The sequence below is a fragment of the Enterovibrio gelatinilyticus genome (genome assembly GCF_028683095.1).
Taxonomy (GTDB): Bacteria; Pseudomonadota; Gammaproteobacteria; order Enterobacterales; family Vibrionaceae; genus Enterovibrio; species Enterovibrio gelatinilyticus.
On record NZ_JAJUBC010000040.1, the window covers coordinates 1 to 12,563 of the forward strand.

A 12,563-nucleotide genomic window follows, 5' to 3' on the forward strand; every position below is an offset into this window, starting at 1 on the left:
CCCTAGGCCCTGCTCTGTTTCCTAGAACCTGCTCTGTACCTAAGCCCTGCTCTTCCCCAACTCCTACCTTGTCTGGTGCAACGGCCCCTGGTTAACCGCCGTAAACATCGTGGCGTAGAGGCGTTGTGCATAGCCGTCCGTCATTGCTGAGATGTAGTCAGAAATCACACGTCGACCCGTTTTTCCCTCGGCAACATCTTGTCGCCATTGCGCTCGGGTCGCTTCTGGCAGCAAACGATTCGGGTCAGCATCAAATGCTTCAAACAACTCCATCACCAATTGCTGACCTTTGTATTCAATGACTTGTAGCTCGGGCTTTTGTACCACATATTCACTCACAAACGCTTTGAGTACGCCCAACACATCGTGCATCACGTCGGTCAGTTTGGCATTCCACTGCAACAGTGGATCCTCAAAACGATTCACCCCATCTTGCACAGCAGGCTCAATGGCGATGGACGTCAACAGCGTATTCACCAGTGCTCCAATGGCGTCTTTTCGCTCATGATGCTGACCAAACATTTGCTCACTCAAGTGACCAATATTGGTTTCAAGCCAAGGATCGCCGCATTCGGCGAGTTTACTGGCAACCGCCTCTTGCCATTGGTCACGCTGAACAATGCCCATGACAATGGCATCTTCCAAATCATGAACGCCATAAGCAATATCGTCTGCAAGTTCCATAATGGAACAATCAAGTGACTTATATTCACTGCGACCATGGTGGTTATCCGTCGGCTCACGTCTCAGCGAAGTAAACAGTTCCGCGTCATTGTCTGATAACGCGCCAAGCACCCAGTCAAAGCGCTCAGCATCATCTTGATAGATGCCTTTTGCAGGATGCCACTGCGCCGCCCTTAGATGGCGAAACGCATTTACATCTTCAGGTAATTGATGACGTCGGGTGTGCTTAAGCAAAGTAGGGTATTTCAATAAGCCCAGCAGCGTTCGACGCGCCAAGTTCATCCCATCATGCTCGGTATAAGGCTCTAGCAAAGAGACAATTCGAAACGTTTGTGCATTTCCCTCGAAACCATCGTCATTGCGCATCATGTAATTAAGCGCGATTTCCCCACCATGACCATAAGGCGGATGACCAATGTCATGTGCCAAACACAAACTTTCCATCAAACTGGTCGACGGAAGCAAAGGTCTAAAGTCTGGTTGCTTCTCTTTCAGTTGAGCAACAATCCCAGTACCGATTTGAGACACTTCAAGGGAGTGCGTTAACCGCGTACGATAAAAATCGCTGTGTTCCGCGCCCAGAACCTGTGTTTTGGCTTGAAGTCGTCTAAACGCGGCAGAATGCAGAATACGCGCACGGTCGCGCTGAAACACCGTACGTTTGTCATTTCGGCGTTGTTTGTTCTCTTGAGCTAATCGCGCTTCCCACGCTGGAGAAACATCAAATTTATTCATCACTGATCTCATCAAGCGTTAAGCCGAAACTCACGGCAAACGTCGACATAAAATACGCCGTGGCTTCACTGCCCCTTTCTTCCATGGTCGTTTCGAGACGACGTTTCGCCTGTTCAAACTCATGATTTCCTGCTGACAGTTCTTCCAAGCATTTCAAATACGCGCAAATAGCGTCGGCCTGTTTGACGATTTTGTAGTCGTCGGCATCAATTGCTTCACTATCAATCAAAGGGCGGTAATCGTCACGAAACTCCTCCGGCAGTAAAGAGATCAACTTGTCTTCGGCGATACGCTCAATCTTTTTATATTCATCCGCGATGGCTGGATTGAAATATTTGATGGGGGTCGGTAAATCGCCCGTAAAGACTTCACTGCAATCGTGAAACATCGCAAGCAGCGCAACGCGTTCTGGGGAATGATTCCCCCCAAATTTCTTGTTGTCTATCAACGCAAGTGCGTGAGCAACGAACGCGACTTGAAGGCTGTGCTCGGAGATATTTTCATTGAACACATTTCGCATTAACGGCCAGCGATAGATAAGTTTCATTCTGGCGAGATGGGCAAAGAAGTGGCTATGTTTCTGGCTCATGGCATCCTTGGCTTAGCTTAGTTGATTGAGTTGGCCTAATTGAAACGTAAAGTCTCTATCCATTCTGTTGTGCTACTGCGCTTTTCTCAAGCTTTTCGCACAAAAAACCTGCCGATGGCAATAACCGGACAACGCAAACCAAGAAGAACAGCAAAGACAAGTAAGAAGAAAGAAGAAAGAAGAAAGAAGAAAGCGAAGAATAAAATAGATAGGGAGAGCGTGCTCCCCAACACACAGCCTTGTCGTAAGTTAAAGCGTGATGCGATCGCGATTCTTTTCTACGATAGCATTACCAATACCTTTGACTCCTGACAGTGAATCAATGGTATCAAACGCGCCATTTTCATTGCGAAAATCAACGATAGCCTGAGCTTTCGCTTTACCAATACCTTCCAGATACTTATCAAGCTCTTCGACTTCTGCCGTATTGATGTTCACTTCGACAGGAGTTCCTTGCGCACCATCTTGCGCCGACACTGCAGGGCTAGCCAGTAACGTTACGGCCAGCACCAGCGTTGATAATAGTGTTTTTAACATGTCCGATTCCTCAATGTGAATAGATAAATGATCAAGATGATTTGAACAAAATCCACTCCAGCATAAGGGTCACTCACATTAGCTCCATTTCCATGCACAAAAAAACGACGGGGAGCTAAAAGCTCCCCGTCGACGTAACTTGTCAATTACAGTGCAACTGCAATCACTTCAAAATATCCGTGATTATTGCTCTGCTGTATTTAATGAATAAGTTACTTCCGTGTTTGCTTTCAGCTCAGAGATCAGCGCAGTAAGATCCGCGTTAGCGGTTGAACGCGCTACGCGATCTGCCATTTGGCTCTCAAGGCTAATGCTCTCAGTCTCTGGGTCTTTGACACCATCCAAAGCCACGATCAACACATCGCCATTCACTGAACGCGTTAAACCATACTCGCTAGTCTCTGCAGCAGGTGCTGGCAGAGTAAAGACTAACTCAACCACTTCACGCTCAGGGGACATACGAGCAAGCTCTGACACGTCGCTGAATGCATAACCAGACGCATTCACACCGGCATCGTTGCCATCATTCAATTCTGACAACAAAGTGTCCGCCAATGCACTAGCCGCTTTCTCGCCTTCTTGGCGTTTCAGCAGCGCAGTCACTTGCGTTTCCACTTCTTCGAATGGCAACACAGTTTCAGGACGAACATCATCAACACGCACTACGATGACGTGCTCAGGTGCAATCTCAATAATGTCTGAGTTCAAACCGTCTTCACGCACTTCAGGGCTTTGCAATGCTTGTACAACGCTAGGGTTGGCTAGCGAACCCGAAAGCTCGTTCAATGCGACAAAATCTGTTTTCGTTACTTCAGCGTTTGATGATGCGGCCGCTTCATCAAGGTTGTCAGGCATTTCGAACGCTTTCTCAGCCAGCTCGTTTGACAGCGCATAGAATTTCTCTGCTGCATGCTGCTGCTTCAATCGCGCAATGATCTCATCACGAACCTCAGCAAAAGGCTTAGCGTCAGACGGCTTCACTTCATCCAGTTTAATGATGTGGAAACCAAAATCAGATTGCACAACGTCAGTAACATCACCGGTGTTAACCAAAGCAAACGCAGCTTCTTCAAACGCAGGGTCCATTACGCCTTTATCAAACCAATCAAGTTGACCGCCTTGCTCTGCACTGAAAGTATCATCAGAGCGAGTTTTAGCCAGTTCAGCAAAATCAGCACCCGCATTCAGTTCAGCAAGAACTTCCTGTGCTTTTTCTTTCGCCGCGCTGTCATCACCTTGGATCATAATGTGGCTAACTTTGCGTTGCTCAGACGTGCCGTAAGACGCAATGTTCGCCTCGTAGTACGTTTTTGCTTCTTCATCAGTGATATCAGCAACATCAGCCACGCCAGCACCCGTCAGTTCCACGTAAGACAGTTTGAACTGCTCAGGGCGAACGAATTGACTTGGGTTTTGCTCGTAGTAAGCCGTTTTCTGCTCTGCTGTGATGTCTGCTTTATCAGCAAAATCCACTAACGGAAGTGTCAAAGTACGAACAGTACGTGTTTGACCTTCAAGCTTGTACAAGGCTTCCAGTTCGTCTTCCAACGCAAACTCACTGCTTAGCAGTGCATTTACCAATTGCTCTCGAACCATGTCTTGACGAACGTATTCTGCAAACTGATCTGGGCTTAGGCCATTGCGACGCAGTGCCGATAGGTACAGATCGTTATTGAACACACCGTTGCTTGAAAAAGCCTGCATGTCACGGATTGATTGCTTAATCTGCACGTCACTCACGCGAAGACCCAATCTGTCTGCTTCTTGGTCAAGAAGCGATTGGTCCACCATGCGGTCAAGAACACTGCGACGGAATTGAGCCAGATAGGAAGGGTCACTCAACAATGTTGAGAAGAATTCTCCAGCTTGTGATTGCATTTGTGCACGCTCATTTTGATAAGCTTGCTCAAATTGGCTGCGGCTAATTTCTAGATCACCCACTTTAGCCGCTGGAGCCTCAGTACCACCAGCAAGGTAGCCACCGACACCCGCAAAGGCAAAGGAAAAGATAATAAGGCTTAAGATGATCTTAACCGCGATGCTGTTTACGCCTTCGCGTAGTCGCTCCATCATAACGTGCCGCCACTCCTGCTAAATTGAAACGTTCGTCTTAAAAATAAAACTCAGTAATTAAAAACTAAAAAAGCGCATCCCGAGATGCGCCTTTACACTCTGATTGAGCCCGATTATACGCTGATGTCTCAGACATTACAGCCTTTAACTAGGCTCTCTGCGACAAAGAGCAATCGTAAAACTAAGAATTAGTTAACCGCGTCTTTCAGAGCTTTACCCGCTTTAAAGCCAGGTACTTTTGCTGCTGGAATATCAATTTCCGCACCAGTTTGTGGGTTACGACCAGTACGTGCTGAACGCTCACGAACAGAGAACGTACCAAAACCCACTAGAGCCACTTGGTCACCATCTTTCAGGCTGCCTGATACTGCGTCAATCAGAGCATCTAGTGCGCGACCCGCTGATGCTTTAGATAGATCTGCATCTTCTGCGATTTTATCAATTAACTGCGACTTGTTCACTTTTTCATCCCCTTTAACAAACGAACCACAAATCCCATTTTTTGCGGTGGCGAATAATTAGTCATCGCCTTAGTTATCAAAACAAGGCTGTAAAACGCTGTAGCTGTTATGTATTAAGGGCTTGCAGCGTTTCTCTTAACTTAGCCCTCAAAAAAAAGACTGACAAGCCTTTTACTGACTGTCAGCCTTTTACGTTGCTTATTTTTGCTACGCGTCACTCTTTTTCGCGGTTACAAGCTCGATTCCTAGCGGGTTGTCCTGCAATGCGAGGGTCAGAACATCATCGATCCAGCGCACAGCATGGATATCGAGGTCTGCTTTCACGTTATCAGGAATCTCTTCCAGATCACGTTCATTCTCTTTTGGAATGATAACCGTTTTAATTCCACCACGGTGAGCGGCAAGAAGTTTTTCCTTCAAGCCACCGATCGGAAGTACTTCACCACGCAAGGTGATTTCACCGGTCATTGCCACATCAGAACGAACAGGGTTACCCGTTAGGCTAGATACAAGTGCCGTACACATCGCGATACCCGCACTTGGGCCATCTTTCGGTGTTGCACCTTCTGGTACGTGAACGTGAATATCGCGTTTTTCGTAGAAGTCGTTATTAATACCCAACTTCTCCGCACGCGTACGCACCACCGTCATCGCCGCTTGGATAGACTCTTGCATCACATCGCCCAGCGAGCCGGTTTGCGACAGCTTACCTTTGCCCGGCATAGATTCGGTTTCAATGGTCAGCAAATCGCCGCCTACCGAAGTCCAAGCAAGACCCGTTACCTGACCAACGCGATTGCTTTCATCCGCTTTACCGAAATCAAAACGTTGCACGCCCAAGTAATCTTTCAGGTTGTCTTGATCGATAGTGATAGATTTCAATTCGTTGTTCAGCAGAATTTCTTTCACTGCTTTACGGCACAGTTTCGAAATCTCACGTTCGAGGCTACGCACACCCGCTTCACGCGTGTAGTAACGAATAATGCCAATGATCGCCGAGTCTTCAATCTTGATTTCGCTAGGCTTAAGGCCATTGCGCTGTACTTGCTTATCCAACAAGTGCTGCTTAGCAATGTTTAGCTTCTCATCTTCGGTATAGCCCGACAGACGAATCACTTCCATACGGTCAAGCAACGGACCTGGGATATTCATCGAGTTCGACGTTGCGACAAACATAACGTCTGACAAGTCATAGTCGACTTCCAGATAATGGTCGTTGAACGCGTTGTTTTGCTCAGGGTCCAGAACCTCCAGCAACGCCGACGACGGATCGCCTCGCATGTCTGAAGACATCTTGTCGATTTCATCCAACAGGAACAATGGGTTTTTCACGCCCACTTTTGCCATTTTTTGGATAAGTTTACCCGGCAATGAACCAATATAGGTACGGCGGTGACCACGAATTTCCGCTTCATCACGCACGCCACCAAGTGCCATACGCGTGTACTTGCGGCCTGTCGCTTTCGCAATTGACTGACCCAATGAGGTTTTACCCACACCAGGAGGGCCAACCAAACACAGGATTGGGCCTTTCAGCTTATTAATACGGTTTTGTACTGCGAGGTATTCTAGGATGCGTTCTTTTACGCGCTCCAGGCCATAATGGTCCGAGTTAAGGATCTCTTCGGCCTTCGCCAAATCCTTTTTCACTTTCGAACGCTTCGACCATGGTACGCTCACCATCCAATCGATATAGCTGCGAACAACCGTCGCTTCTGCCGACATAGGAGACATCATCTTGAGCTTTTGCAGCTCTTGTTCTGTCTTCTCTTTGGCTTCCTGAGGCATTTTAGATTCTTCAATCTTCAGCTTCAGGCTTTCAAATTCATCAGGGGCATCATCCAGCTCACCCAGTTCTTTCTGGATAGCCTTCATTTGCTCATTGAGGTAGTACTCGCGTTGGCTCTTTTCCATCTGCTTTTTAACGCGGCTTCGAATTCGTTTCTCAACCTGAAGCAGATCGATTTCTGATTCCATCATGGTCATCAAAAACTCAAGACGCTCAGAGATATCAACGATTTCGAGAACTTGCTGCTTATCATGCAACTTCAACGGCATGTGCGCAGCAATGGTATCCGCTAAGCGAGCAGCTTCTTCAATACCATTTAGCGAGGTCAGTACTTCCGGTGGGATCTTCTTATTAAGCTTAATAAAGCCTTCAAACTGGCCGATGGCAGTGCGCACCAGCACTTCTTGCTCACGCTCATCCATTTCTGGGGTTTCAGTGTACTGAGCATCAGCAATAAAGAAGTCATCTTCACGGAATTTTTTAATTTCTGCACGCTGTAGGCCTTCCACCAGCACTTTGACTGTGCCATCAGGAAGTTTTAGCAACTGCAGGATTGACGCGACCGTACCAACTTCATACAGATCAGCAATAGAGGGGTCGTCAGTTGCCGCATCTTTCTGCGCAACCAATAGAATCTGCTTATCATTGTCCATCGCTGCTTCAAGGCAACGAATTGATTTATCCCTTCCCACAAATAGTGGAATAACCATATGAGGATAAACAACCACGTCACGCAAAGGCAGGACCGGAATCTCAATGCGCTCGGAACGCTCCAAGTTCATATTTTTCTCTCTTCCGTTTTAGATACTAATGAGTATATGGGGATAGTTTGTCAGGATTCAACGGCATACCAAGCAGAATGTAAAAAAGGGAGCGAACGCTCCCTTTTTTTTTATAATTTGTTGGTTAAATACGCAATTTAACCGCACGCTATGTAGGCGTTACTCCGCACCAGCTGCTTGATTTTCAGCCGCTTCGTAAATCAACAAAGGTTCAGATTCCCCTTTGATAACCGATTCGTCGATCACCACTTTAGAAACGTCTTTGCTCGATGGCAAATCGTACATGGTATCTAGTAATACAGCTTCTACGATTGAACGCAAACCACGAGCACCCGTTTTACGATCCATTGCCTTTTGAGCAATCGCCGTTAACGCGTCGTCACGGAATTCAAGTTCAACACCATCAAGCTCTAGCAACGCAGCATACTGTTTCGTCAGTGCGTTCTTCGGCTCACGTAGAATTTGTACCAGCGCGTCTTGATCGAGCTCGGTAAGTGTTGCCGTGACAGGCAAACGACCGATGAACTCAGGGATCAAACCGTATTTCACCAGATCTTCTGGTTCCACTTTGCTGAACAAATCGCTAAGCGTCGCTTTTTGGTCTTTAGAACGTACTTCCGCTCCGAAACCAATACCGCTGCCTTTTGCTACACGTTGATCAACCACTTTATCGAGACCGGCAAATGCGCCACCACAAATGAACAAGATCTTAGAGGTATCAACCTGCAAGAACTCTTGTTGTGGGTGCTTACGACCACCTTGCGGTGGAACAGAAGCAATGGTGCCTTCAACCAGTTTCAACAACGCCTGCTGCACACCTTCACCCGACACATCACGCGTGATTGAAGGGTTATCAGACTTGCGAGAGATCTTATCGATTTCATCGATATAAACAATTCCGCGCTCAGCTTTGGCGACGTCATAATCACACTTCTGAAGCAGCTTCTGGATAATGTTCTCGACATCTTCACCCACATAACCGGCTTCGGTTAGCGTGGTTGCGTCTGCCATAGTGAACGGAACATCCAGAAAACGCGCCAGCGTTTCTGCAAGCAAGGTCTTACCGCTACCCGTTGGACCAATCAACAAGATGTTACTCTTGCCTAGCTCAACGCCTTCTGACGTTGTATCACCGTTTCTCAGACGCTTGTAGTGGTTATAAACCGCTACTGAGAGCACTTTCTTCGCTCTGTCTTGACCGATGACATAATCATCAAGGTGAGATCGGATTTCCTGTGGTGTCGGAAGCTCGCTGCTGTCGCGCTTCGGCATGACCTCTTTTATTTCTTCACGAATGATGTCGTTACATAGGTCAACACACTCATCGCAGATATAAACAGAAGGTCCAGCAATTAACTTGCGCACTTCATGCTGGCTTTTGCCGCAGAAAGAGCAGTACAGCAGTTTGCCGCTGCCACCGTCTTTTCGCTTGTCTGTCATTCGCTAACCTCTTTAGGCTTTCGCCCATGTTTGCCATGATCTGAGTCTATAACAACTCGGAGGAAATTTCCGACAGCCGCAAGACTCAATTCCAAAATAGTAGGGCATAAAAACCCTAACTATCTCAGAACTAAAAAATTAATCGCGCTTATTTAATATTGCATCAACCAAGCCGTAGTCCATCGCATCTTGCGATGCCATGAAGTTGTCACGATCTGTATCGCGCTCAATCACTTCTAATGGTTGACCGGTATGCTCAGCAAGCAAGCTATTAAGCTTGTTCTTGATGGTCAAAATTTCTTGCGCATGGATTTGGATGTCCGACGCTTGGCCTTGGAAGCCGCCCAGCGGTTGGTGGATCATCACACGTGAGTTTGGCAGGCAATAGCGTTTACCTTTTTCGCCACCAGCAAGCAAGAATGCGCCCATTGAACATGCTTGGCCCATACACACTGTGCTCACGTTAGGTTTAATGTACTGCATAGTGTCATAAATAGACATACCTGCAGTGACAGAGCCACCTGGTGAGTTGATGTATAGGAAGATATCTTTTTCTGGGTTTTCTGACTCGAGAAACAGCAACTGCGCAACAACCAGATTCGCCATATGATCTTCAACCTGACCGGTCAAAAAGATCACGCGCTCTTTCAGCAAGCGGGAATAGATGTCGTAAGAACGTTCACCGCGGGAGGTTTGTTCCACCACCATTGGCACTAACGCATCCATGATAGAAGGCATTCCGTTTTTTTCTTGAAAGCTCATAGTGTTATTTCCCTAAAATAAATGGCCCGGATGAATAAACTTCATTCGGACCATTGTTATCAGAAGAGTGAATTCTAAGTCAAATGTCCACTCAACAATTCTAGCACTTATGCTTGAACTGGGTTCATTAGCTCAGAGAAGCTTTGTGCTTTTTCAGAAACTTGTGCTTTAGCTAGCAATGCGTCGATAGCTTGTTCTTCAAGAGCAACATTACGCATGTTCTCCATTAGACGCTGATCTTTCGCGTAGTAAGAAACCACTTCTGATGGATCTTCGTAAGCTGAAGCCATTTCTTCGATCATTGCTTTCACACGATCTTCGTCTGCTTTCAGCTCTTCTGCTTTGATCACTTCGCCAAGAAGTAGACCAACAACAACGCGACGTTTCGCTTGCTCTTCGAACAGCTCACGTGGAAGTTCAGGTGCGTTTTCAGCGTTGCCACCGAAACGTTGAACTGCTTGTTGACGCAGTACATTGATTTCTTGATCAATCAGTGAAGCTGGAACGTCGATATCGTTGTTTTCAACAAGACCGTCGATCACTTGCTCTTTAATGCGGTTTTTAACAGCTTGCTTCAGTTCGCGTTCCATGTTTTTACGAACTTCTGCTTTCAGGCCATCAACGCCACCATCTTCAACGCCGAAACGTGCAACGAACTCTTCAGTCAGTTCTGGCAGCTCTTGCGCTTCAACTTTGTGTAGTTTGATTTCAAACTTCGCTGCTTTACCTTTCAGGTTTTCAGCGTGGTAATCTTCTGGGAAGCTCACTTCGATAGTGAATTCTTCGCCAGCGTTCTTACCAACGATACCGTCTTCAAAACCAGGGATCATACGGTTTTGACCCATAACTAGCGCAAAGCCTTCTGCTTTGCCGCCTTCGAACTCTTCACCGTCGATAGAACCGATGAAGTCGATAGTTACGCGGCTGTCAGCTTGTGCAGCTGCTTCAACGTCAGCCCAAGAAGCTTGTTGCTTACGCAGGGTCTCGATCATTTCAGCAACGTCATCTTCGTTAACGTCAGCTTGTGGCTTAACCACTTCAACTTTGTCCAGATCTTTCAGCGCGATTTCTGGGTAAACTTCAAAAGAAGCTTTAAATACCAAATCTTTGCCTTCTTCAGTATCAACTGGAGTGAAAGTTGGTGCGCCCGCTGGGTTGATTTTTTCTTTGATAATAGCTTCGATGAAATGACGCTGCATCACTTCACCCATTACGTCGTTACGTACTGCTGAGCCGTACATACGAGAAACCATTTTCAAAGGCACTTTACCTTTGCGGAAACCATCGAAACGACGATTTTTAGCAATGTTGCGTAGTTCAGCAGTCACTGCATCTTCGATGTTTGCTGCTGGAACAGTGATAGTCAGGTGGCGCTGCAGGCCTTCTGTGGTTTCAACGGTAACTTGCATTGTATATTTAACCTCAAAACTTACTCAGGTTTGCTGAGTGATGTTGCCCGGCACCTGCCGGTAGCATCCTTTCGTGCTACAGCGATTCATTCGCCATAGCGCCTGTGAATCTGGATACAAAGCGAGAAAACGCTCGTATCAAATAACCCCAAAATACGAGGCGTGATTTTTAAGACGCGCCATTATAGCGGCACCGCCCTGTCGAGTCGAGACAGGCTAGGTCCATCGTCGTGTTTCTGTGAGATTGGGGCGAGAAAATGGATTTCAAGGGGGAAAGTGCAAAAAATCAAAGGGCGAAGGGGCGAAGAGCGAAGGTTCTAGGTCCTAGGTCCTAGGGAATGATGCTAAGCAGAATCTGGAGTCAAACGGGAGTATTTAAAACTATCAAGACCTAAAGAAACCTAATGCATTAGCAAAACAAAGGCAAAAACCTGAAGCTAGGGCTTTTGGCTTGTGGCTTTTCCTAGGATCTAGGACCTGCTCTTCCTAGGCCCTGCTCTTCCTAAGATCTACTCTTCCCTGAAACATTCGATTCGGGAACTGACGTTTAACTATTTGAGAGAGTGAGCGAACAAAGGAACTGGGGGGGGGAGAAAAGAAAATGGCGCGCCCTACAGGATTCGAACCTGTGACCCACGACTTAGAAGGTCGTTGCTCTATCCAGCTGAGCTAAGGGCGCGCATGATTCACACAAGCGTGTAAATGCAAGGCCGGATTATAAGGGTCATAGTCACTGCGTCAACGCTTTTCCTCACGGTTTGGTGTCAAATGCCTAAGAAACAAGCATTGTTAGCCTTATTGACTCATTCTCAGCATCCATACTTCGTCAACTCGTGATCAACTTCTAATCAAAAAAAGGCCTTATCGGAAACCTCGAAAACCTCACCGCAAACAAGATAAAACTTTCACGATTTCACGATGAAATCATTTCATTGTCGATCCACTTGTGGTTTTTCAGGCTAACAACGATAGTTCGCGCCTGTTTTGAACATCAAATTATCTTATCAAGAAGTGAAGGAGTAAGAGGTAGTGACCGAGTTTTGGGATATCGCGCCGTTGATACCCAAACAACCTGAAGATGCAGGATTCAGCGAGCTTTACTGACGTTATGATCAAGGCGTCCCTTTGCTGATGTAGTGAGCTCCATCAAAAAGGGACAACACCGAGCATGGTGTCAGTAAACTCGCCCGAAGGGAGGCCCTCAGAGCGTCCACTTCATCGTTAAATTCCTGTGATATAGACTGACTATTCCTACAAAAATTTGCCTTGAATTGAACACTCTGATGGCCTCTGAAATCGAGC

9 protein-coding genes and 1 tRNA gene are annotated in these 12,563 nt (G+C 46.8%); all 10 read right to left on the minus strand.

Annotation, left to right across the window (positions count from 1 at the left end; all coding sequences use genetic code 11):
* Positions 1-63: 63 nt before the first annotated feature.
* The 10 genes from LRP50_RS23090 to LRP50_RS23135 all read right to left on the minus strand — a co-directional run bounded on the left by LRP50_RS23090 (position 64) and on the right by LRP50_RS23135 (position 11,940).
* Positions 64-1,419: an anti-phage deoxyguanosine triphosphatase gene (locus LRP50_RS23090; protein ID WP_274166776.1), complete on the minus strand. Its 1,356-nt coding sequence runs from the start codon at positions 1,417-1,419 to the stop codon at positions 64-66.
* Positions 1,412-2,008 carry a 5'-deoxynucleotidase gene (gene yfbR / locus LRP50_RS23095; protein WP_274166777.1) on the minus strand — a complete coding sequence of 199 codons (597 nt, stop codon included), beginning with the start codon at positions 2,006-2,008 and terminating at the stop codon, positions 1,412-1,414. The genes LRP50_RS23090 and yfbR overlap by 8 nt, the downstream gene beginning before the upstream one ends.
* 249 nt (positions 2,009-2,257) lie before the next feature.
* A complete protein-coding gene (locus LRP50_RS23100) occupies positions 2,258-2,545 on the minus strand; it encodes a ComEA family DNA-binding protein (RefSeq protein WP_274166778.1) in 288 nt (95 codons plus the stop codon).
* A 183-nt stretch (positions 2,546-2,728) separates the two neighbouring features.
* Positions 2,729-4,618 (minus strand): peptidylprolyl isomerase, encoded by a 1,890-nt coding sequence (ppiD, locus tag LRP50_RS23105; RefSeq protein WP_274166779.1) that lies wholly within the window; start codon positions 4,616-4,618, stop codon positions 2,729-2,731.
* A gap of 188 nt (positions 4,619-4,806) precedes the next feature.
* Positions 4,807-5,079, minus strand: coding sequence for a nucleoid-associated protein HU-beta (gene hupB / locus LRP50_RS23110; RefSeq protein WP_028024906.1), 273 nt, complete (start codon positions 5,077-5,079; stop codon positions 4,807-4,809).
* A 207-nt stretch (positions 5,080-5,286) separates the two neighbouring features.
* A complete protein-coding gene (gene lon / locus LRP50_RS23115; RefSeq protein ID WP_274166780.1) occupies positions 5,287-7,650 on the minus strand; it encodes an endopeptidase La in 2,364 nt (787 codons plus the stop codon).
* A 159-nt stretch (positions 7,651-7,809) separates the two neighbouring features.
* Positions 7,810-9,090: an ATP-dependent protease ATP-binding subunit ClpX gene (gene clpX / locus LRP50_RS23120; protein WP_274166781.1), complete on the minus strand. Its 1,281-nt coding sequence runs from the start codon at positions 9,088-9,090 to the stop codon at positions 7,810-7,812.
* A gap of 138 nt (positions 9,091-9,228) precedes the next feature.
* Positions 9,229-9,852 (minus strand): ATP-dependent Clp endopeptidase proteolytic subunit ClpP, encoded by a 624-nt coding sequence (gene clpP, locus LRP50_RS23125; RefSeq protein WP_274166782.1) that lies wholly within the window; start codon positions 9,850-9,852, stop codon positions 9,229-9,231.
* A gap of 107 nt (positions 9,853-9,959) precedes the next feature.
* Complete coding sequence (tig, locus tag LRP50_RS23130; RefSeq protein WP_274166783.1) at positions 9,960-11,261, minus strand: trigger factor; 1,302 nt, start codon at positions 11,259-11,261, stop codon at positions 9,960-9,962.
* A gap of 602 nt (positions 11,262-11,863) precedes the next feature.
* Positions 11,864-11,940: transfer RNA gene (locus LRP50_RS23135), tRNA-Arg, on the minus strand.
* Positions 11,941-12,563: the final 623 nt, after the last annotated feature.

What these genes read in the sequence shown, in the direction of transcription:
- ppiD (WP_274166779.1), bottom strand. Translation starts at nt 4,618, where the DNA reads ATGATGGAGCGACTACGCGAAGGCGTAAACAGCATCGCGGTTAAGATC.
- tig (WP_274166783.1), bottom strand. Translation starts at nt 11,261, where the DNA reads ATGCAAGTTACCGTTGAAACCACAGAAGGCCTGCAGCGCCACCTGACT.
- yfbR (WP_274166777.1), bottom strand. Translation starts at nt 2,008, where the DNA reads ATGAGCCAGAAACATAGCCACTTCTTTGCCCATCTCGCCAGAATGAAA.
- clpX (WP_274166781.1), bottom strand. Translation starts at nt 9,090, where the DNA reads ATGACAGACAAGCGAAAAGACGGTGGCAGCGGCAAACTGCTGTACTGC.
- lon (WP_274166780.1), bottom strand. Translation starts at nt 7,650, where the DNA reads ATGAACTTGGAGCGTTCCGAGCGCATTGAGATTCCGGTCCTGCCTTTG.
- LRP50_RS23090 (WP_274166776.1), bottom strand. Translation starts at nt 1,419, where the DNA reads ATGAATAAATTTGATGTTTCTCCAGCGTGGGAAGCGCGATTAGCTCAA.
- clpP (WP_274166782.1), bottom strand. Translation starts at nt 9,852, where the DNA reads ATGAGCTTTCAAGAAAAAAACGGAATGCCTTCTATCATGGATGCGTTA.
- LRP50_RS23100 (WP_274166778.1), bottom strand. Translation starts at nt 2,545, where the DNA reads ATGTTAAAAACACTATTATCAACGCTGGTGCTGGCCGTAACGTTACTG.